This is a genomic window from Paenibacillus sp. FSL A5-0031 (assembly GCF_001956295.1).
Taxonomy (GTDB): Bacteria; Bacillota; Bacilli; order Paenibacillales; family Paenibacillaceae; genus Pristimantibacillus.
On sequence record NZ_MRTD01000003.1, the window covers coordinates 116,330 to 138,855 of the forward strand.

Genomic DNA, 22,526 nt, shown 5'->3' on the forward strand with positions numbered 1-22,526 from the left:
TCGGAGGTTTTACCATGAGCAGCACGGACATTCGCAACGAGCTATGCAAATATGCTCGCAAAACAGTAACGAACAAGCTGGTTGTAGGACCAGGCGGCAATATTAGCGCGAAGTTTGAAGGCAAAATGTATCTTTCGCCAAGCGGATTTGCTCTTGATGAAGTTGAGCCGCATCAATGGGTCGAGGTAGATATTGAGACTGGGGAAATAACAGATATCGGCCTTCGACCATCATCTGAGGTGCTGATGCATCTATATGCCTATCGTGCTAATCCGGATATTGGAGCAATCGTCCATACGCATCCGCCTTATTGCATTGCATTCACTTTAGTTGAGCAGGAGCTTCCCATTATGTTTCCAGATCAAGCAGCGCTCGTTGGCAAGACGGTGTACGTTCCATATGTGCTTCCGACGACGGATAAGCTCGCTGATGCATACGTAGCGAAAGTAAATGAAGCAAGCTCAGTACTGCTTGGCAACCATGGCTTAGTAACGTCTGGTCGCAATTTACGAGAGGCTTACTATCGTACAGAGGTCGTTGAGGAAAGTACAAAAATTTATTTGATTGCCAAGGCGATTCGTGAGCCGAAGGTGCTGACGAAAGAAGAGTTCGAAGAGATCGCATCGCTGGAGAGCGAAGCTTACCGCATCGAATTACTGCAAAAAATGAAGTGATGCGATGCCCATTCGTGAAGCGCCAGCTTTAGTTAAAGGAGGCTTTAAGCATGACGAAGCTTGCGACTGTGCTCGCGTTTGATTTGGGCGCAAGCAGCGGCAGGGCGTTAATCGGCGAGCTGCTGCTTGATAAAGCAAGCGGTCAGCGCTTGCTGAAGGTGACGGAAATTCATCGTTTTCCGAATCAGCCGGTTTCTGTACACGGTCATTTGCACTGGGATATTTTGCGCCTGCTGCAAGAGCTGAAGTTTGCCATTCGTAAAGCCTTTCAAGAAGGCTACGCTCCGCAAACGCTCGGCATTGATACATGGGGCGTAGACTTTGGACTGCTCGATGAAAATGGCGAGCTGCTTGGCAATCCATATCATTACCGTGATTCGCAAACAGATGGAATAGTAGAAGAACTGCTCGAACGGTTTGGCAAAGACCGATTATATGAGCAGGGCGGCTTGCAGTTTATGCCCTTTAATACGATAAACCAGCTGTATGCGATGAAGAAAGCGGCATCGCCGAAGCTTGCGGCAGCTAGAACGCTGCTGCTTACGCCTGATTTGCTTGCTTATTTCTTAACAGGCGTGAAGGTGTGCGAGTTTACGATGGCGACGACTACGCAGCTATACAAGCCCAAGGAACAGCAATGGAATTTAGAGTTAATGGATGAGCTGGGCATTCCAAATCGGTTGTTTCTTGATCCGATTCATCCGGGTACGAAGATTGGGCAATTAACGGCAGAGGTTTGCGCCGAGCTGGATGTCCCTGCGATTACAGCCGTTGCTGTTGGAACGCATGATACCGAATCTGCGGTTGCAGCTGTTCCTGCGGATGGTGAATCGGGCTTCGCTTATCTAGTTTGCGGAACATGGTCGCTGATTGGAACCGAGCTTGCAGGTCCAAACGTCTCAAGAGAAGCGCAAGATCTTGATTTCTCTAATGAAGGCGGCGCTCAAGGAACCTATCAGCTGCTCAAAAACATTATGGGACTTTGGATATTGCAAGAGTGCAAGCGGGAATGGGAGGAGCAGGGGAACGATTGGTCGTTTGCCGAAATCGTGACGCAAGCCGAAGCGGCTGAGCCTTTCCGCAGCTTTATCCATCCCGACGATCCGATGTTTTTTGCACCTTCCGGCATGATCGGGCGCATACAAGCTTATTGCGAACAAACGTCCCAGAAGGTACCGCAGTCTATAGGAGAAATTACACGCTGCATTTTGGAGAGCTTGGCATTAAGGTATCGGCAGGCGCTGGCTCAAATGGAAGTATTGACGAAGCAGCAATTTGATGGCTTGCATATGGTTGGCGGTGGCATTCAGAATAGGTTGCTTTGCCGCCTAACGGCTAATGCGATTGCCCGTCCGGTTTGGACGGGACCAGTAGAAGCAAGTGCGATTGGCAATATGCTCATGCAGCTCGTCGCGCTAGGCGAATGCGGCAATCTTCAAGAAGCAAGGAAGCTTGTAGCTGCATCGTTTATGGTAGAGGAATTTGCTCCTGAGCAGCAGAATGAGTGGGATCATGCGTTCGAAGCTTATGAGCGTGTTGCTAGAGTTAAATAACTCATATGATTTTATCGATACCGGAAGGAGGAGGTTAGCATGCTGATTGGGATATCGAAACTGATTTCTCCAGAGCTGCTGAAGGTGCTCAGCGAAATGGGACATAGCGACGAAATCGTGATTGCCGACGGCAACTTTCCCTCTGCAAGCCATGCAAAGCGGCTCATTCGTGCGGATGGGCATGATGTGCCAGCGCTGCTTGACGCTATTTTGCAGCTGTTCCCTTTAGATCAATATGTTGAGAAACCAGCAGCACTTATGCAGGTAGTTCCGGGCGATACGGTTGAAACCCCAATTTGGGAGCAATACCGCTCGATTATCGAGCAGCGTACTGGTCTTTCGGAGCCTTTTGAGCAGGTCGAACGTTTTGCATTTTACGAGCGAGCGAAGCAGGCTTATGCGGTAATCGCTACAGGTGAGAGTGCGCTTTATGCCAATCTTATTTTGAAAAAGGGCGTTATCTAAGAATAGCCGACTAATTATGCATTATATTATGGCTTTATATTTGGAGGCTGCCTTCACGGTTAAATACCGAGGGCAGCCTCTTTCTATCTGTACAACTAGACAGCAAGCCAGCCATCTACTATGATTTGTATATGAAACCGCTCTCATAAAAATATCCTATTTTGTCGGCAGGAGGAAAATAGGTTGCGCAAATCGATCATTGTTAGCTTGTTTGCAGTGTGCTTAGTCATCTTGTTTTTTACGCTGACCTCCATGGTTAAAGTGTTTTCCTCCGAATTGATTGAACCGGCATTGACGGCAGAGCAGCACAATAGCTACCGCCTTGTCCTCATAACGAGGGAGCTGGATACCCCTTTTTGGGCGAAGGTGGAACGAGGCGCTAAAGCTGCAGCAGAGCAAAATGGTGCAAGTCTCGAGGTGTGGGGGACATATGGCACAAATCGGGATGATTTTCTGAAAAATATTGAGGTTGCGATTGCTTCTAAAGTAGATGGAATCATCGTGCAGGGCCTTGATACAGACGAATTTAAAAGTTTAACAAAGGTAAAGGCGGCGAGCAAGGGCATCCCCGTCATAACCGTAGCAAACGATGTTCCGATGAACGAGAGTTTGCGCAGAACGTATGTAGGCTCGGATCATTTGGAAGCGGGGAGCATGATCGCGCGGCAGATGGTGTCGGATATGGGCTTTGTGGGCAAAGTGGTTTTGATGGTGTCAGATCGTCAGGAATACTTCCAAAGAACGCGCTTAACGGGCATATTGAATGTACTGAACGCCTACCCGAAGATTATAACCAAGATAGTAGCAGCAGGAGATTCCCGTGAGGATGTGGCGGCGGCAACAAATGAACTGCTTAATGAGGAACCAGATGCGGATGCGTTCATCGCTGTTTCAGCGAATCATGCGGGTTCGATTATTCAGGAAATCAGCAAGCGCATGCGAGTGGACAACTTTTTTATCTATTCTTTCGACGATTCGCCGGAGACGCTAACACTGATGCAGCAAGGAAAAATAGACGCCTTAATCGCGCAATCCCCTGAGGCGATGGGCGAGGAAAGCGTCGCTCTCATGATCAAATGGCTGACAGGCGAGCAGGTTCCGCTAAACCCTGACGGTTATTTCACAGATATTCGGGTCATGCGGGCGGAGGATGCCAAATGAACAGCATTCAGCGTAAAATATTGACGATGTCGTTAATTGTGCTGTTTATAATGGTTACGATTTGGATGGTGCTCACCTACTATAATCAGAAGACGCAGGAGCAATACAATGATATTTTGCAGCGTTATTTGCGCATGAATGAGGTGACTGATCGCAGTCATCAGACGATTACGGCTTTAAATGATTATTTGCAGAAGCCAACAGCACTCAAGCAGCAGACGCTGAACCAAAGCAATGAAAACATAATGATGGCGAAGCAGCAAACGATAAGCCTTCGAAATAAGGATAATACGTTTACGCTGACGAGCTTCATCAATATGATTGATAGCTTGGTGGCGTCAGCGGATTTGTCAGTCATGTTTTTGGAGCAAGGCAATGGGGAGCAATCAGCTGAGAAATTTGAGGAAGCGACCCGCATCGACAAATACATAGCAGAGACTACAGTAACGCTCATCGACAAGGAAGTACGGACGTACGATGCTTTTTACCGCGGCATTATCGAACAAAGCGCGGAGCTGAAGCGGCTTGGCATATGGCTGCTTTCACTAATCACGATTATGCTGCTGCTGTTTACTTATTGGTTTTCGCTTAGCATTACAAGACCTATCCAGAAGTTGACGATCGCTGCAAAGGAATTATCGCGCGGCAGATTCGATAAGCCTATAGCAGTACACTCCAACGATGAAATTTCATTCCTCGCCAAAACCTTTGATCGCATGCGGATCAATATTAACAATCTCATCTCCGAGATTCAGCAGAAGGCACAGCTCGAAAGCGAGCTTCAGCAGAATAAGCTGCTCCTGAAGGAAAGCCAGCTTATTAGCCTTCAAAGCCAGATTAACCCTCACTTCTTATTCAACACCTTAGATATTTTATCCAAAAAAGCATACCTAGACGGCTCGGAGGAAACGAGCGATCTGATTGCCAACGTAGCAGGCTTGCTTCGTTATAATTTGCGCCGACTAGACCGGGCAGTCACGCTTGAGGAAGAGCTGTCTGTCATATTGAAATACATCGAAATTCAAAGCGCGCGTTTTACAGATCGGCTTAGATTTGTACTGGAAGTGGATGAGAACTGCCTGCAGCTGCTGCTGCCCTGCTTAACGCTTCAGCCCATTATCGAAAATGCAGTCATCCATGCCGTTGAGCCGCTTGAGGATGGAGGCACAATTTCACTTCGCATCTATGAGAAGGATAATCTTGTTCTTATTGAAATTGAGGATGACGGCACAGGCATGACGGCGGAGAAGGCCAATCATATTTTGACAGAAGGCGGAAATGCAGATGGCGTAGGCCATTCAACGGGGATCGGTTTCAGCAACGTAGTGAAACGGCTGCGGTTGTTTGTCGGTGACGACGACGTTATTGAAATAAGAAGTGCGCCGCAAGAGGGCACGAAGGTAACGATAAAAATGCCAATCGTAGGGAGTGTAGCTGAGCATGTTGAAATTGTTAATCGTTGACGATGAGCAAGTAGAACGGGAAGGCTTGCAGGCTATTTTGCAAAAAGGTTTTCCTTCTTGTCAATTTATGCAAGCAAAAAATGGGGCTAGAGCCATCGAGACGGCAAGCGAGTGGCAGCCTGATCTGATATTGATGGATATCAAAATGCCCGGCGTTAACGGCATCGAAGCAATCGAGAAAATCTCGGTGTTTCTGCCTTCGGCCAAATTTATTATGGTCACCGCATACGACACGTTTGACTATGCAAGGCAGGCTATCAAGCTTGGGGTTAAGGATTATTTGCTAAAGCCAAGCAAGGCAAGTGAAATCACAACAACCATTGGCAAGGTCATAGAGGAGATTATGCGTGAAAAAAGCGAGCTCGCGCTCAGGCAATACGAGGAGGAAGCGCTGAGGAAAGTGATGCCTATTGTCGAATCAGATGTCGTGACACAGCTGCTCTTCGACCATGTGCATGATGTCCATATCGACGATATGCTGGGGCTGCTTGGCAGAGAGCGGACAAGCGAGGCATTTGTTATGCTCGTCATGCTGCCAATCCATTCAGCGTCAGAAGTTCTGTATGGCGAGATTAAAGCGAAGGTGAGACAAGCTGGAAGCGGCTGGGTAGGCGCGATGTCTGCGCGGCAAATTCCAATCGTCATTTTTCGAGATGCCAGTAAAACCTATCGTGCTCAAGCAGCCTCGCTTGTCCAGCAGTTTTTGCTGCTGCGGCAGCGTGAAGTTGGCGGAGATTTATTTGTTGGAATCGGAGATTCCTATAAGGGATTAGAAAGCGTGAAGCTGTCATATCAAGAGGCTTTGCTTGCAACAGCCAATGCCTCGCTGCCTGCGAAACATCAATTTTATGGTGAAATCGAATCGCGCAGTCCCTTTGCCGGCGGGTATCAAGATAAACAGACGGAAAAACAATTTGTCGATCACATTCGATTAGGGAAATGGGATATTGTACGCAAGATGGTGATGGAGCTAATCGTCGTCCATGATCAGCATCATGCATCCTTGGAGCAATCTGCCCAATGGGTGCTGGAGCGATTGTGGATCATTTCCCGTGTCGCAGAGGAGATGGGGATCGAAGTGGAGAAGCCGTTATTTTCGTTTCAAGTGACGCAGTATCAGCAGCTGCGAACAGAAACGGAAAGCTTGCTTACTAAGCTGATCGAAGGTATCGTCACTCATCAGAGCAGAGTACAGCCGGATGCGGCTTTGCAAATGAAGCAGTATATCATTGAGCATTCAGAGAAGGATATATCGCTGGAGCTGATGGCGCAGCGATTTGGCTTAAGCCCTTTCTATATGAGCAAAATGTTCAAGGATCAGGAAGGCATGAATTATATCGATTTTTTAACCGAATGCAGAATCGAAAAGGGCAAGAAGCTGATGGCTGATCCCGATCGAAGCTTAAAGGAAATAACTTATGAGATTGGCTATAACGATCCTAATTATTTCAGCAAGGTGTTCAAGAAGGTATGCGGAGTATCGCCAACCGATTACCGCAGAGCCATCCTTGGCAAAAGAGCCTAAGCAGGGCTGTTCGCCTTAAAAAAATGCAGACGATAGCAAAAGAGTACTGGAAGATGGCGGCTCTCTGCTTCCAGCGCGATGTTATATTAGAAATGTAAGCATTTACATTTTTTTATAAAAGGGAGCGAAGAAAATGAGGAAACGGTTTACAAGAGGCGGGGTTGTATCGCTTGTACTAGCTCTAGTCATCGTAATTTCGGCATGCTCTAGCGGCAATGGAAACAATGGGAACGCGGGGTCTAAGTCAACCGATAAAGAAGCAACAACAAAAACGAACAACGTAAAATCAGGCGACGACAAAATTGTAATCGGCCTTTCGCTCGATACGCTGCAAGAGGAACGTTGGCAGCGCGACCGTGATTTGTTCATCGCAGCAGCCGAGGCGCTTGGCGCTAAGGTAGAGGTGCAAGCAGCAAACAGCGATGACGCGAAGCAAATTTCTCAGGCGGAAAACTTAATAAGCCAAGGTGTAGATGTGCTGGTCGTCGTTCCTCATAATGCAGAAGCAACGGCAGCGATTGTAGAAAAGGCTCATGCGGCCGGTATTAAAGTGCTTGCTTATGATCGTTTAATCAAAAACTCTGATTTGGATCTATACATCTCCTTTGATAATGAAAAGGTAGGCGAAATGCAGGCTGAGGCGATTATTAAATTGGCTCCAAAAGGGAAATTCGTATACATCGGCGGTGCCGAGACGGATAATAACGCCCATTTATTTAAAAAAGGCGCATTTAATATTTTGCAGCCGCTCATCGACAGCGGTGACATTCAAATCGTATTCGATCAATGGACGAAGGATTGGAACCCAGCTAACGCGCTGGCTAATATGGAGAACGCGTTAACTGCTAATGATAACAAAATCGATGCTGTAGTCGCAGCGAATGATGGTACAGCAGGCGGTGTTATTCAAGCGCTTGCAGCGCAAGGGCTTGATGGAAAAATTCCTGTTTCGGGCCAAGATGCCGAGCTTGCGGCAGCACAGCGTATCGTTGAAGGAACACAAACGATGACGGTATACAAACCAATTAAGGATTTGGCTGAGAAAGCGGCTGACCTTGCAGTGAAGATGGCTAAAGGCGAGGATGTAGGCGCTGATAAAACGGTTAACAATGGTAAAATCGATGTGCCGTCCGTGCTGCTTAATCCGGTAGCTGTAGACAAAACGAATATGGATGCTACCGTCATTGCAGACGGCTTCCATTCCAAGGACGATGTTTACAAAAACGTGAAGTAGCTGCTTGACTAGGTAAAGGGGAAGAAGCGGGGTGCCATGACGCTCTTCCCCTCTTTGCCATTTACGGAGGTGAGGAAGGAATGACGGCGGCATTAGAAATGCGTAATATTACGAAGCAATTTCCTGGCGTTAAAGCGCTGAACGACGTGACCTTTTCGGTGAAAAAAGGAGAGGTGCATGCACTGTGCGGTGAGAACGGAGCAGGCAAGTCGACGCTCATGAAGGTATTGAGCGGTCTATACCCGCACGGCACCTACGATGGGCAAATACTCATTAACGGTGAAGAGAAGCGCTTCGATAAAATAAAGGATGCGGAAGAAGCGGGCATTGCAATCATTTATCAGGAGCTTGCTCTAGTGAAGGATTTATCGATTGGCGAAAATTTATTTCTCGGCAAAGAACCAGCGGTATTCGGAATTATTAACTGGGAGCGCGTATTCAAGGAGAGCGAACGGTGGCTGAAGGAAGTCGGCCTTCTCGATGTGAATCCAGAGCAATTGATCGGCGGCCTTGGCATCGGCAAGCAGCAGCAAATCGAAATTGCAAAGGCATTGTCCAAGAAGGCGAATATTCTTATTCTCGATGAACCTACAGCTGCTTTAACGGAGCAGGAAGTTGATATATTGCTTAATATTTTACGTGAATTTAAAAAACGCGGCGTTACTTGTATTTACATTTCTCATAAGCTTAACGAGGTGTTTGCCATTGCAGATACCGTTACGGTACTGCGGGATGGTCTGGCGGTTGGCACATACGACGTGTCTGATGTGAATGAGGATAAAGTCATTTCACTGATGGTTGGACGCGAGCTCAAGGAGCGATTCCCGCGCGTGGAGGCAAGACCCGGCGAAGTCATGCTCAAGGTGACGGATTATACGGTTATGAATCCAGAGCGGCAAGGTAAAAAAGTGATCGATCATTTGAGCTTTGAGGTGCGCAAAGGTGAAATATTAGGCATTGCCGGGTTGATGGGAGCGGGGCGAACGGAGCTGGTCATGAGCTTATTCGGCTCTTATCCAGGTCAAAGCAACGGATTGGTTGAGATTGACGGGAAACCTGTAAAGATTAAGCATACGCGGCATGCTATAAAAGCTGGACTGGCGCTCGTTTCGGAGGATCGAAAAAAGTATGGGCTTGTTCTTGGCATGGATATTAAAAGCAATGTCAGTCTAGCAAGCCTTGCAGCTATATCCTCAGGCGGGGTGCTTCGACCTAATGAGGAAATTGCGGCAGGCAATCAATATTTGAACTCTCTACGAGTGAAAGCGAACTCAGTGGAGACGATTGTAGGAACTTTAAGCGGCGGCAATCAGCAGAAGGTTGTACTCGGCAAATGGCTGATGACGAATCCGAAAATTTTAATTTTGGACGAACCGACGCGGGGCATCGATGTTGGCGCCAAATTTGAAATTTATAATATTATGAACGAATTGCTTATGCAGGGCGTGTCCATCATTATGATATCGTCCGAACTCCCAGAGCTGCTAGGCATGAGCCACAGAATTATCGTCATCGCAGAAGGAAAACAGACGGGCGAGTTTAAGGCAGAGGAAGCAACGCAAGAGATGATTATGATGGCTGCTACGGGAGGAAAAGGACGATGAGCATGAATCAAGAAACGGTGATAAGCCAGACAAAAACGAAGCAGCGGCCGCAATGGCTGAAATTTGACGCACGCGCGTATACGATGATCGGGGCATTAATATCGATTTGGGTTTTATTCTCGCTGCTGCATGACCGGTTTCTATCGCCGACGAATATATCAAACTTGTTTCTACAAATGTCGGTTACCTCTATACTGGCTATCGGAATGGTGCTCGTCATCGTCGCAGGGCAAATTGACTTGTCGGTTGGCTCCCTTGTCGGCTTGACGGGCGGTATCGCAGCAATTCTCAACGTGTGGTACGAGTGGAATACGATACCGGTTATTTTAGCTACCTTAGGCGTTGGTGCAGCGATCGGTTTTATTCAAGGCTGGATTATCGCTTATCGGGCGGTGCCGGCGTTTATTGTGACACTTGGCGGGATGCTCATTTTTCGGGGTATTTTGTTTGGTACAACCGGCAGCGTGACCATTGCTCCGCTGACGCCATCGGTGAAAGCCATTGGTCAATCTTATGTGGGGGATATTATCGGATGGATATTTGGTATTACTGCTTTAGCCGTTGCGGGATACCTTGTCATGCGAAAGCGAGCAGCAAGAGCTAAATTTGGCTTTGATGTTGAGCCGTTTGCCGTCAGCGTGCTGCGATTAGGCGTCATTGGCGCCATTGTTATTGGATTCGTTTATTTAATGAACAGCTACAAAGGTATTCCTGTTCCATTCGTTATGGTTATTGTGCTGGCGCTTATTTTTACGTTTATATCAAAAAATACGACCTTTGGCCGTCAAGTATATGCGATTGGCGGCAATCCGGAGGCTGCGCGATTATCAGGCATTAATATTAAGCGCCGCATATTGCTCGTGTTCGTTCTCTGCAATACGTTAGCAGCCATAGCTGCACTAGTGCTGACTGCTCGCTTAAATGCAGCAACAATGAGTGCAGGTCAGAACTATGAGCTGGACGCCATTGCGGCTTGCGTAATCGGCGGAACGAGCTTGATGGGCGGCACGGGCACCATCGTTGGAGCGATTATCGGAGCTCTCGTAATGGCCAGCTTGGATAACGGGATGAGCTTAATGAATCTTGAATCCTTCTGGCAGTATATCGTAAAGGGCGGCATACTGATTCTTGCGGTATACGTCGATATTTACACGAGGCAGCGCAAGAAGGTTTAAGTGTGAATTCTGGCAATGAGCTAAGCTTGAGCATCAGGGAGTTTTGCTGGGAAACCGTTTCTCCCTGATGTCCTGCTAATCTATCATTTGAAATATTCCTCGCGCAAAAGACTGTAATAAGCGATGTCCTCATATACATCCCACTTTAGAAAATGCTGGCGGAAAGTGCCTTCGTATTGCATGCCGTTTTTTTTCATAACGCTTGATGAGGCAGGATTTTTTGTCATAGCAGCTGCAACGATTTTATTAAGTGCAAGCTCCTCGAACCCAAACTGTAAAACTCGTTTGACGCCTTCTGTAACATACCCCTGATTCCAGTACCGTTTGCCTAACCAATAACCAAGCTCAGCTCTTTTATGATTATTATTTATTGTCATGCCGATGCTTCCCATAAACGTATGGTTTCCTTTATCGATCAGAGCAAATGTGTAGCCTGTCCCTTCTTGATCAATCTCAGCGCGACGGGCAATAAAGGCAGCAGCTCCGCCTTCTGGATAAGGATAAGGGATATTTAGAGTGGTGCTTGCAACATCAAAATCGTTTATTAGCTGCTGTAGATCCTCGGCATCGCCAGCCTCAAATGGTCTGAGTATTAATCTGTCGGTATGAAATACAGTCATAGCATGCACCTCCATAATGTAAATTTTAATTAAGTATAAAGAAAAATATGGAAGTTGCAAGGGTTTTTTATTGATTATTTGGAGCGATACAGCATTCGAAAAGCTTTTGGTGTCGTGCTTGTGTGTTTCGTGAAGCAGCGAACAAAATAAGGAAAGGAGCCGAAGCCTGTTTCTTCGGCTATTTTGCCAATTGGTTCATTGGTGTGGATAAGCAGCCGCTTCGCTTGCTCAATACGGTGGCGCGTGACGTACTCAAGGGGAGTGCACCCAAATGTTTTTTTCATACAAATCGCAATATAATTGGGGTGAAAATGCAGCTCCTCTGCCATTTTCTTATAGCTGAGCGGGTCTTGATAGCTGCGCCGGAGGAACAGAGCGGTTGCTTCGGCAATTTGCAAATAAGGACTATCCACCGCCGATTGATTTTGATCCTGAAGCAGCTGGAGGAGGTGGTGAAAAATTTGCTGCTGGTTCCAGCGCGATTGAGCAGAGGGCTGCTCCTGCAGCTGCAGCAGCTCGCGTATTTTCTCTTCAATGGCATGAGGGACAAGCAGACGCTTCTGCTTTGGAAGCTGGAAAGGGAAATACTCGATCGGAGCAAAGGGCTGCCCCTCCTGTGAAATGGAGAAAGGCAGCCGTTCATGTGATTCACTCCAATCACCGACCGTTTGAAAGTGCAGCCAATAAAAATGGGTTTCCTCGCTGCAGGGCATAGTCGTTCGATGAGAACGGTCAGGCCGAAAAATAGCATAATGGCCTGCCGAAATATTGAACGCCTGCCCTTCTTCCTCCATAAATAAACTACCGCGTGTTACGTATATGAGATCGAATACGCCAATGTTTGAACGATCAGCATGTCTGCCAAGTAAAGGATAAGTGTCCTCGCCGCCATGAATGAAATGAGGCATGGGGGGACAAATGAATTGGAACATTCAGGCTTCACTCCTTGCTTAGTCATTACGGGATAATCATATGCGATGATTGCAGTTTGAGTAAAGATACGATAAAACAAAGATGTTGTGATTGGATAAAAAGTGGTTGAGATCAGCTATCCAATCGGGCAAGTCCCGCATGGTATATTCGGTATGCATTCATCATGGCATGAAGGAGTGGTACAGAAGCATGGGACAATTACATGAAGCATTCGGGGCGCTGCCGCTTGGCAGCATTAAGGCAGAAGGCTGGCTGTATAATCAGCTTCGAATACAAGCGGATGGACTTACGGGTCATCTGGAGGAGCATTGGGCGGATGTAGGCCCGAACAATGGTTGGATCGGAGGGGAAGGCGAGAGCTGGGAACGCGGTCCCTATTATTTGGACGGGCTGCTGCCGCTTGCGTATATACTGGGCGATGAGAAGCTGATCGCGAAAGCGAACCGTTGGATAGAATGGTCGCTCGCCAGCCAGCAGGAGAATGGCTTTTTTGGGCCTGCACATATTACGACGGTTAATAATGACCTGGATAAGAAGCAGGACTGGTGGCATTTCATGATTATGCTTAAGGTGATGATGCAATATGAGGAGGCAACGAGCGATGAACGAATCGTTCCATTCCTTAGCAAATTTTTCGGTTATGTAAGCTCGATTATCGAAGAGCAGCCTTTGCGCGGCTGGGCGAAGTCGCGCGGTTCCGAAATGCTGTTATGTATTTTATGGCTATATAAGAAGACGGAAGATGCCAAGCTGCTCAAGCTGGCTGATATCGTTGCCAGTCAAACACTGGATTGGACGGATATTTTCCATGACTTCCCGTTCTGGAGAAAAGTAGAGCAATGGGATTTTCGGACACATGTTGTCAATGTAGCGATGGGCATCAAGATGCCAGGCATTTTATATGAGCTGTATGGTGAGAGCGTTCAGCGTGATGCGGTTCATCGCGGCCTAGACAGCTTGATGACTCATCATGGGCAAGCGCACGGCATGTTCTCCGGCGATGAATGGCTGTCGGGTACACATCCGAGCCAAGGGGTTGAGCTCTGCGCAGTCGTGGAGTATATGTATTCGATGGAGCAGCTTACTCGGATTTTTGGCGAAGGGCGATTCGGTGATATTTTGGAGAAGGTGGCGTTCAACGCGCTGCCAGCTACGATTTCCAAGGATTGGAGCGCGCATCAGTATGATCAGCAGGTGAATCAAATTGTTTGCAATGTAGCGCCTAGAAATTGGAGCAATGGGCCAGATGCCAATTTATTTGGCTTAGAGCCTAATTTTGGCTGCTGTACATCAAATATGCATCAGGGATGGCCAAAGTTTGCTTCTCATCTGTGGATGACGGATGCAGCCGGAGGTTTGGCAGCTGTATCGTATGCTCCATGCCATGTCCAAACGTCAGTTGCAGACGGCATTGCAGCTGAGGTGCGAGTAAGCGGACAATATCCGTTCCGAGATGAAGTGACGATCGAGCTAGTGCTTGAACGTTCCGCTACTTTTGCTATTTCGCTGCGTGTGCCGGAATGGTCGATCAGTCCGAGCCTGCTTGTGAATGGTGAAAGTATTATTTTAAACCCAGTAAAAGGTTATGCGCGAATTGAACGGGAATGGCAAGACGGTGATAAGCTGCTGCTGAAGCTGCCTATGGAGGTTCGTACCGTTTCTCGTAATTTGTACGCAGTAAGCGTAGAACGTGGACCTTTAGTCTACGCTCTGCCGCTGGTGGAAAACTGGCAGCTGCTCAAGACGCGTGAACGGTTTCATGACTGGGAAATATATCCGGGTTCTCCATGGAAATATGGCCTGCTCGCGGACACGAGCTTTGAGGTAATGGTGAGCGAAGATGCGATTCCCTATCAGCCGTTTGATGCGGCTGCTGCGCCGATCCGCTTGAAAGCAAGCGGCAAGCTTGTTGCAGAATGGCGGATGGAAGGCAACAATGCGGGTACTCCGCCTCTCAATCCAGACACAGAGGGTCAGCCGGTGACTGAGCTCGAGCTGGTCCCGTATGGCAGCGCGAAGCTGCGAATCGGTGAATTCCCGCTGCTTGGAGATCGAAAGCCGGTTATTCGGAGATAAGCAAAGCGACATCGCACGCTTTACAACAAAATGGCGGTGCAGGAGTTGTTCCTGCACCGCCATTTTTCTATTAAGACTATATTCTATACTTATTTTTACGAAATGAGCTAGTTTTATTGAAATAGACCTATATTTTAGTCTTATTTTTGACTGAATGACCTATTGGGGACCATTCGGCAGGTTATGAGGCAAATTAAGTCTATTTTCTATACCTATTTTTGACAAAAGGGCTAATGTCTTGAAAATAGGTATAGATTTTAGCTCTATAATACCCAATCGCCAAATGGACGAAGTTGAGTCCCGCAAGGTTTATATTTATCTTAGATAGACTTAATTCTCCATCATTATTTTTTCTTGAAAAACGCATTAAAAAGTTCAGCTGTTTTTTTCTGGTCAGGCGTGATCGAGAAGAGAACAAAATCTCCATTGCGCAGGATTTGATAGTTTAAAGCCTGTTCGTATTGATCTTGTACATAGGTTTCGAATACTTTTTGCACAGCCTCGGCACGTTTCTTGAACAGCGCTTCAATGTCGGAATAGTCTTTCTCTGACTTGAGTTGAACAACAGAAAACTCTCCAGCTTGAATCATTATCATCGGTTGATAGAAAATGCCGTCAATCAGCATCGTTTCCGGGTCTATGCCATAGCTGTCTTTTATTCGTTCGCCTTCAACTTCCGTAAGCGACCCAAGCCCTGCATCGGCTTTTATTTTGGCTGCGATATCAGCAACGGTGACCGCACCAGATGGATTGCCTGGATCTGGTTTCGTCGTCGGCTTCGGTGTAGGAGACGGCGTAGCAATCGGCAGGGTGGATGGCTTCGGTGCAACCGTTGGTTTTATGATTGGCTTCTCGGTTGGTGTCTCGGTGTTTGGCTTCTCAGTCGGTACTGGAGAGGCTGGTTTCTTGGTCGGCTTTATGGTTGGCAAAGGTTTAGCTGAGGCTGCAGGTTTCTTCGTTGGTTTCGCAGTCGCAGCAGGTTCATCAGTCTTTGCTGGTTGTTTAGTTGGAGCAGGAGTGGCCGTCTCTACAGCATCCGATGGAGATGAGGCGGCTGTCGGCGCTTCAGTAGTTATATCCTCAGTCGCAGTAGGGAATGGTGCCTCGGTAGGCTTGTCCGTTGCGGTATTTCCACCTGATATTGAAGAACTGCTCTCGTCATTATTCAATGGTTTGCCGGCGCTGCTGCAGGCAGCTGTAATGACCATTATGAGTATAACCATGGATATGACGGAGAAGTATTTCGTTTTAAGCATAAACATCCAATTATCTCCTTTAATCATCGTTGTAAGTAAGACGCAGGGAAAGGCCAAAAGGTTGCTGTACGCTCATCTGCCGCTATTGCAGCTTACGTGCCTGCGAGGGGGTAATCCCTTTGTACTGCTTGTATAGCTTCGTAAAATAGTTCGGATTCTCGCAGCCTACCTTTGCTGCAATTTCAGTAATCGTGTCATTGCTTTCGCGCAGCAGCCGCTCGGCTTCGTTCATGCGATTGACATTTACATATTCGACAAAGGTGCGTCCTGTCAGCTTTTTGAACAGCTTGCAAAAATGGTAGGGATTGAGGCTGACTTGCTTGGCGGCCTGTTCAATCGACATTTTTTCGCGAAAATCAGATTCGATACGCTGAATGAGCAGCTTGAAGCGGTCGCGATTGACAAAGTATGGTTCCGCCGGCATGCCTACCAGCTGACGCTCGATGAAAGTGCGGGAAAGAAGCGTAAATAGAGCATACAGCTTTGATTTGACGATTAGCTGATAGGCTGGCGGCTTGGCAATCAGCTCGGTAATTGCTTCTTCCAGCAGCGAGTAATGCTGAAGGCAGGACTCATCCTGCTCGGCCGGCTTAACGGGATAACGAAGCCTACCCTCCAAGTAAGGCGCAACAAACTGCGCATGCAGCGGATCATGGACCCAATCATTGAAGAGGGATGCGTTGAAGACGATACAATCATAATAAATATTGTCGTAACCCAGTGCATAGCCGACATGAAGACCGCCGCCTGGGATGAGCAGCACTTCTCCTGGCTTGACGACAAATGGACGGCTGTCGATATGGAAGAGAGCATTGCCTTCTCTCATAATGATAATCTCGAAATGCTCATGCCAGTGTAAATAGAGGAAACATTCATTTGGCGTTACATTATAGGCACGGTTTTGGAAGAGCTGAAATGGATACGCTTTTTGCTCTAGACGCGTATTTTCCCATAGCTCTTTCGGATAGCTCATCTACAGCACCTCCAACACAAGATTCGACTAGTATTGCGCAAGATTGTATAGAGAAATATGCAAAACTCCTAGTTATAATGAAGTTGTTGAGAATACTATAAGCCAATATTGGAGTGATATACAAGGATGAATAACAAATTGAGAATTGGAACGCTTGTCGGCGGCGGGAATGCGGATCAGATCATTCCACAAATCGTAAAGCACGGATTTGAATCGTTTAACTTAACTTTCTGGCAAACGACTGGTGAAACAGATCTTGTGGAGATGGCTAAACGGGTAAGAGCGCTCGCAGATGAACATGACTTTGTGGTTCCAGCTGTAAGCGTTTTCGGAAACCCGCTAACGGGAGAAGGAAACAACGCAGATACGCTTGCGAGCTGGGAGCGTCTGATTGATCATGCGCATCTGTTTGGAGCTGATATTGTATCTGGGTTCACAGGCCGCTTGACGAATCAACCGATTGACGAGTCTATTCCGAAATTCAAGGAAGTATTCGGGGAGCTCACACGCAGAGCAGCGGATAAAGGTGTACGGATTGCTTTTGAAAACTGCGATATGGGCGGAACCTGGGGGACAGGCGATTGGAATATTGCCCATAACCCGGCAGCCTGGGAACTTATGTTTAACGCGGTGCCGCTGGACAACATCGGATTGGAATGGGAGCCTTGCCACCAAATGGTCAGCTTAATCGATCCGATTCCGCAGCTGCGCAAATGGGCGAATAAGGTGTTCCATGTGCATGGCAAAGATGCAACGATCGCTTGGGATATCGTGAAGGAGCACGGGGTACACAGCAAGCAGCAGTATGTATGGCACCGTACACCTGGTTTTGGCGATACCAACTGGAAAGATATTATTACGATTTTGAGACAGAACGATTATAAAGGCACAATTGATATTGAGGGCTGGCATGATCCTGTTTACAAGGACGAGTTGGAAATGACAGGACAAGTACATGCGCTTAATTATTTGAAAAACTGCCGCGGCGGCGATTTTGTTCCTAATCCGGTATAGATAATAATAGAGTGCAAAAAAAGGAGAGAATATAATGTCGATTAAGCATCGTGTCGTTATTGCCGGGTGCGGAGGCATGGCGAACACTTGGGTAGACTACGCCAAAGAACGGGAAGACACTGAAATTGTCGGGCTTGTTGATATTAAGGAAGAGTTTGCGCAAGCGATGGCTGAACGCAAGGGGCTTCATTGTCCAACCTTTACCGACATTAAAAAAGCGATCGCGGAGACAGATGCTACCATCGTATTCGATGTGACCATTCCTGCAAGCCATTATACAATCAGCACGACGGCTCTAGAGATGGGTTGTCATGTCTTCGGAGAAAAGCCGCTTGCAGAGTCGATGGCTGATTGCAATGCAATCGTACGTATTGCTGCCGAGTCGGACAGAACACATGCCGTAATGCAAAATCGTAGGTTTGACCCGCGCATTCGTGCTTTTCGGCAATTGCTTGAGGAGGGCACGATCGGCAAACCAGGTTTTGTCGGCGCAGACTTTTTTCTAGGCGCTCACTTTGGTGGGTTCCGCGACGCGATGGACAGCCCATTGCTGCTGGATATGGCGATTCATACCTTCGATCAGGCGAGATTTATTATTGGTGCCGATCCTGTATCTGTCTACTGTCATGAGTTTAACCCTCCTGGCTCTTGGTATGCTGGAAATGCAAATGCGATCTGTATCTTTGAGATGTCCGACGGCTCCGTATTTAATTATCGCGGATCTTGGTGCGCGGAGGGGGCATCCACAACATGGGAGGCTTCTTGGAGAGTAACTGGCGAGCATGGTACAGCGATTTGGGAAGGAGATAACAACCCGTATGCGGAGATCGTAGTTAGCGGCGATCAGAGCGGGAAATTCATACGTGACTATAAACGAGTAGAATCCCAGCTTCCTGAAATGGAAAATACGCATCATAAAGGCTGTTTGGACAATATGTTCGCGTCGCTTGAGGCAGGCAGCAAGCCGGAAACGGATTGCAGCGACAATATTTATAGTATGGCGATGGTTCTAGCCTCACTTGAGAGTGCAAAAACCGGTCAAAAGGTACAAATTGCTGGTTTTATGGAAGCGGCGCAGGCAAATAAATCATAGGTGAACAAGAGAGTGACTCCGAGCTGACACAGCTGCGGGGTCGCTCTTTTATTTTGCATAAATGTCCGAATTCATTAAAAAAAGACCTATATTTCTAAATACGAACGATGGTCGTTTTTTCTACAATTGGAGGTGAAAACGGAAAGAGGTGAAGGACCATGGGCACCGATTATGTGCTGCATATGAAAGGAATTAGCAAATCGTTTCCTGGCGTCAAGGCGCTTTCAAATGTTGATTTTGGTCTCAGGAAAGGCGAGATCCATGCGCTCATGGGAGAGAACGGCGCAGGAAAATCGACGTTGATTAAAGTAGCGACCGGCGTGCACAAATGGGATGCTGGAGAGGTGTTGCTTGCTGGCAGGACGATAGCTCCAAAATCTCCGCTGGAAGCACAGCGGCTTGGCATAAGTACGGTATATCAAGAGGTCAATTTATGCCCAAATCTTAGCGTGGCTGAGAACATTTATATTGGTCGTCATCCAAGAAAACGCGGATTAATAGACTGGCACAAAATGTACCAAGGCAGCGAGCGGCTGCTGGAGCGTCTTGACCTTGCGATTGATGTTAAGCAACCATTATCGCATTATTCGGTCGCTATTCAGCAGATGGTAGCCATTGCGAGAGCTGTTGATATTTCGAACGGTATTCTTATATTGGATGAGCCTACGTCAAGCCTTGATGCGAATGAGGTTAAACAGCTGTTCAAAGTTATGCGCATTCTAAAGCAAGAGGGCATGGGCATCGTATTTGTAACTCATTTCCTAGACCAGGTATATGAAGTAACCGACCGAATTACGGTGCTGCGCAACGGGATGCTCGTCGGCGAATATTTAACGAAGGATTTAACCAAAACAGAGCTTGTGTCCCATATGATCGGCAGGGAATGGAGCGTAGAAGAAGCAACAGGGAAAAAAGCAGTAGAGCGAACGGCTGGCGAAAACTTTTTGGAGGCCACCTCGCTTGGCAAACGAGGTAGCATTAATCCTATCGATCTTCAGATCGGGAAAGGGGAGGTGCTTGGTCTTGCAGGACTTCTTGGCTCAGGCCGAACAGAAATCGCTAAGCTCATCTTTGGCATCGACAAAGCGGATGAAGGCAGCTTGACCATAGACGGCGAGCTTATTTCTTCGATGTATCCGCAGAAAGCTATTCAGAAAGGGCTTGGATTCACGCCAGAGGATCGCAAAGTTGCAGGCATCATAGGAGAGCTTACCATTCGTGAAAATATCGTCTTGGCGCTGCAAGCCCGTAAAGGCCTCTTCTCATTCATACCGCTGCGCAAGCAGAAGGAAATCGCCAATTATTACATTGATTTGCTAAAGATCAAAACGCCAAGCGCGGAGCAGAAGATTGAAAATCTAAGCGGCGGTAATCAGCAAAAGGTTATTTTGGCGAGGTGGCTTGCTACGCAGCCGAAGCTGCTTATTCTGGATGAGCCGACACGCGGAATCGATGTTGGTTCCAAGATGGAAATCCGCAAGCTCATTCTTGATTTGGCGGCAACAGGCATATCGATCCTCATCATATCGGCGGAGCTAGAGGAAATCGTTCAATGCTGCAATCGGATTATCGTTTTACGCGATCGGATTAAGATCGGCGAGGTCGCCGGCGCAAACATGCGCGAGAACATTATTATGGAAATGATTGCGAAGGGAGCGGAAATGTATGGCGGGTCTGACGGGATTGGCGCGTAATTTAAGCAAGCAGAAAATCATTTGGCCGATTCTGGCACTCGCTGTATTGTTTCTTTTCAATTTGATCGTCATCCCTGATTTTTTTCGAATGGAATGGAAGGATGGTCATTTATTCGGCAATTTAATTGATATTTTGAAAAATGGATCGCCGCTCATCATTATTGCTATTGGCATGACTCTAGTCATTGCTAAAGAGGGAATTGATATATCCGTAGGATCAGTTCTCGCTATTTCGGGGGCTATCGCGGTATTTATGCTCGATGGTTATCCACTTTGGCTTGTCATTCTAGCAGGGGTATTTGCAGGGTTATTATGCGGCTTATGGAATGGGATGCTCGTTGCGATGATTGGCATTCAGCCGATGGTGGCTACCTTAATTTTGCTTACGATTGGCCGAGGAATCGCTCAACTAATTACGAGCGGGCAAGTGCTTACGACTAACGATAAGGCGTATCAGTTTATTGGAAAAGGGCATTTGCTAGGGCTGCCATTTCCACTGTTCATTGCGATGGCTGTATTTTTACTCGTATATCTATTCAAAACGCGTACCGCATTCGGACTTTTTCTAGAGGCTGCCGGCGGCAATAAGACAGCGAGCAGCTATGCGGGTATACGTCCTAAAGTAATCTTCATGACCGCTTATACGATTACGGGCATTTGCGCCGGTATTGCCGGCATTATTATTAGTGCAAACGTAGCAAGTGCCGATGCGAACAATGCCGGACTGTGGATAGAGCTGGATGCTATTTTAGCTGTCGTAATTGGCGGAACCTCGATGCGTGGCGGACGCTTCTACCTTGGCGGAACGATCTTCGGAGCCTTGTTCATCCAAAGTTTAACGACGACGATTTATTCTTTGGGTGTTGAGCCTTCCAGTATTTTGCTCGTTAAAGCGGTTGTTGTTATTATCGTCTGCTTGATTCAATCCGACTTATTCCGGCAGTCATTCAAATTTGTGAAAAAGAAGGTGGCGGCATAATGAAGCTGATTTCTCTGAAAATTAGCCATAACAATATTATTGTTTTGGCTACGCTGCTTCTTTTGTTTATTTTGTACGGATCAGGTGCTGCGCTTTACAAGGGCTTTTTCTCCATGCAAGTATTTTTGAATCTATTTATAGACAACGCCTATCTCATTATTGTGGCCACAGGCATGGCATTCGTCATTATAAAAGGCGGCATCGATTTATCCGTAGCTTCGGTCGTTGCGCTGATCAGCATGGTGTCGGCGTCACTCTTCCAGCATGGGGCAAACGCACTTGTTGTAACGATCGTTGCTCTCGTCATTGGTACGCTGTTTGGGGCAGGACAAGGGTATTTAATTCAGAGATTTCAGCTGCATCCTTGGATTGTCACGCTGGCGGGAATGTTCCTTGCTAGAGGGATCAGCTTTCTCATCAGCACGGAGAGTATCGTTATTAGCAATTCGGTTTATGTGAAGCTCTCCCAATACAAAATTTATTTGTGGGGCGATCATTTTATAACGATTAGTGTCGTCATTGCGATTGCCGTTGTGATCGCTGCTCTTCTGATTGGGCGGTATTCCTCCTTCGGCAGGGCGGTGTATGCGATTGGCGGCAGTGAAAAGTCCGCTGTTTTGATGGGGCTGCCTGTTGCACGAACGACAATTCTTGTATACACCTTAAGCGGTTTGTTCTCTGCAATTGGGGGCATCGTGTTTACACTTTATATGCTGTCGGGCTATTCGCTGCATTTGATGGGGATGGAAATGGATGCAATTGCGTCGTGCGTTATTGGCGGTATTTTGCTCACTGGCGGATTTGGTTATTTGATCGGGCCAACGCTTGGCGTGCTTTGTACAGGTATTATACAAACGATCATTATGTTTCAAGGGACGCTCAGCTCTTGGTGGACTAAGATTACGATTGGATTTTTATTGTTTCTTTTCATGGCTTTTCAACGAATTATTGTGATGAGAAAAGAAAAAAACGCTTTGCCAGCTTCCAAAAATAAACCGAAATTTGAAAATAAAGTCGTTAATTTGTAAATACAG

General features: G+C 47.2%; 19 protein-coding genes. 15 read left to right on the forward strand and 4 right to left on the reverse strand.

The genetic code is table 11. The features are described 5' to 3' along the window. Window positions 1-14 precede the first annotated feature (14 nt). From BK120_RS06695 to BK120_RS06735, 9 genes are all read left to right on the forward strand, one after another. Window positions 15-674 (forward strand): class II aldolase/adducin family protein, encoded by a 660-nt coding sequence (locus tag BK120_RS06695; protein ID WP_076266723.1) that lies wholly within the window; start codon window positions 15-17, stop codon window positions 672-674. A 50-nt stretch (window positions 675-724) separates the two neighbouring features. Next, window positions 725-2,227, forward strand: a complete 1,503-nt coding sequence (locus BK120_RS06700; RefSeq protein ID WP_076266724.1) for a rhamnulokinase — start codon at window positions 725-727, stop codon at window positions 2,225-2,227. Between the two features lie 39 nt (window positions 2,228-2,266). Next, window positions 2,267-2,692, forward strand: coding sequence for an L-fucose mutarotase (fucU, locus tag BK120_RS06705; protein WP_076266725.1), 426 nt, complete (start codon window positions 2,267-2,269; stop codon window positions 2,690-2,692). A 183-nt stretch (window positions 2,693-2,875) separates the two neighbouring features. Then, a complete protein-coding gene (locus BK120_RS06710; RefSeq protein WP_076266726.1) occupies window positions 2,876-3,853 on the forward strand; it encodes a substrate-binding domain-containing protein in 978 nt (325 codons plus the stop codon). After that, a complete protein-coding gene (locus BK120_RS06715; RefSeq protein ID WP_076266727.1) occupies window positions 3,850-5,316 on the forward strand; it encodes a sensor histidine kinase in 1,467 nt (488 codons plus the stop codon). The genes BK120_RS06710 and BK120_RS06715 overlap by 4 nt, the downstream gene beginning before the upstream one ends. Next, window positions 5,294-6,841 (forward strand): response regulator, encoded by a 1,548-nt coding sequence (locus tag BK120_RS06720; protein WP_076266728.1) that lies wholly within the window; start codon window positions 5,294-5,296, stop codon window positions 6,839-6,841. The genes BK120_RS06715 and BK120_RS06720 overlap by 23 nt, the downstream gene beginning before the upstream one ends. 133 nt (window positions 6,842-6,974) lie before the next feature. Next, window positions 6,975-8,075: a D-xylose ABC transporter substrate-binding protein gene (gene xylF, locus BK120_RS06725; RefSeq protein ID WP_076266729.1), complete on the forward strand. Its 1,101-nt coding sequence runs from the start codon at window positions 6,975-6,977 to the stop codon at window positions 8,073-8,075. Between the two features lie 80 nt (window positions 8,076-8,155). Then, window positions 8,156-9,679 (forward strand): xylose ABC transporter ATP-binding protein, encoded by a 1,524-nt coding sequence (locus BK120_RS06730; RefSeq protein WP_076266730.1) that lies wholly within the window; start codon window positions 8,156-8,158, stop codon window positions 9,677-9,679. 2 nt (window positions 9,680-9,681) lie between these two features. Continuing rightward, a complete protein-coding gene (locus BK120_RS06735; protein ID WP_076267045.1) occupies window positions 9,682-10,854 on the forward strand; it encodes a sugar ABC transporter permease in 1,173 nt (390 codons plus the stop codon). An 83-nt stretch (window positions 10,855-10,937) separates the two neighbouring features. Here BK120_RS06735 and BK120_RS06740 read toward each other — a convergent pair whose 3' ends face one another. Next, the gene (locus BK120_RS06740; protein WP_076266731.1) at window positions 10,938-11,474 is read right to left on the reverse strand and encodes a GNAT family N-acetyltransferase; all 537 of its coding nucleotides are present in this window, start codon (window positions 11,472-11,474) and stop codon (window positions 10,938-10,940) included. 74 nt (window positions 11,475-11,548) lie between these two features. Next, on the reverse strand, window positions 11,549-12,406 hold the full coding sequence (locus tag BK120_RS06745) for a helix-turn-helix transcriptional regulator (RefSeq protein ID WP_076266732.1): 858 nt from the start codon (window positions 12,404-12,406) through the stop codon (window positions 11,549-11,551). Between the two features lie 190 nt (window positions 12,407-12,596). Between BK120_RS06745 and BK120_RS06750 the strand changes: the two genes are divergently transcribed. After that, window positions 12,597-14,483, forward strand: coding sequence for a beta-L-arabinofuranosidase domain-containing protein (locus BK120_RS06750; RefSeq protein ID WP_076266733.1), 1,887 nt, complete (start codon window positions 12,597-12,599; stop codon window positions 14,481-14,483). A gap of 344 nt (window positions 14,484-14,827) precedes the next feature. On the opposite strand, the gene BK120_RS06755 is transcribed toward BK120_RS06750, so the two are convergent. Continuing rightward, window positions 14,828-15,745: a DUF4358 domain-containing protein gene (locus tag BK120_RS06755; protein WP_076266734.1), complete on the reverse strand. Its 918-nt coding sequence runs from the start codon at window positions 15,743-15,745 to the stop codon at window positions 14,828-14,830. 76 nt (window positions 15,746-15,821) lie between these two features. Further along, entirely contained in the window at window positions 15,822-16,712 is an 891-nt protein-coding gene (locus BK120_RS06760; RefSeq protein WP_076266735.1) for a helix-turn-helix transcriptional regulator, read from the reverse strand. Window positions 16,713-16,838: 126 nt separating this feature from the next. Between BK120_RS06760 and BK120_RS06765 the strand changes: the two genes are divergently transcribed. The 5 genes from BK120_RS06765 (at window position 16,839) to yjfF (ending at window position 22,520) form a co-directional block, all read left to right on the forward strand. Then, entirely contained in the window at window positions 16,839-17,726 is an 888-nt protein-coding gene (locus BK120_RS06765) for a sugar phosphate isomerase/epimerase family protein (protein WP_076266736.1), read from the forward strand. Window positions 17,727-17,760: 34 nt separating this feature from the next. Continuing rightward, window positions 17,761-18,819 carry a Gfo/Idh/MocA family protein gene (locus BK120_RS06770; RefSeq protein ID WP_076266737.1) on the forward strand — a complete coding sequence of 353 codons (1,059 nt, stop codon included), beginning with the start codon at window positions 17,761-17,763 and terminating at the stop codon, window positions 18,817-18,819. Window positions 18,820-18,977: 158 nt separating this feature from the next. Then, complete coding sequence (locus BK120_RS06775) at window positions 18,978-20,513, forward strand: sugar ABC transporter ATP-binding protein (RefSeq protein WP_076266738.1); 1,536 nt, start codon at window positions 18,978-18,980, stop codon at window positions 20,511-20,513. Continuing rightward, window positions 20,485-21,492, forward strand: coding sequence for an ABC transporter permease (locus BK120_RS06780; RefSeq protein WP_076266739.1), 1,008 nt, complete (start codon window positions 20,485-20,487; stop codon window positions 21,490-21,492). The genes BK120_RS06775 and BK120_RS06780 overlap by 29 nt, the downstream gene beginning before the upstream one ends. Beyond that, window positions 21,492-22,520 (forward strand): galactofuranose ABC transporter, permease protein YjfF, encoded by a 1,029-nt coding sequence (yjfF, locus tag BK120_RS06785; RefSeq protein WP_076266740.1) that lies wholly within the window; start codon window positions 21,492-21,494, stop codon window positions 22,518-22,520. The genes BK120_RS06780 and yjfF overlap by 1 nt, the downstream gene beginning before the upstream one ends. The last annotated feature ends 6 nt before the right edge of the window (window positions 22,521-22,526 follow it).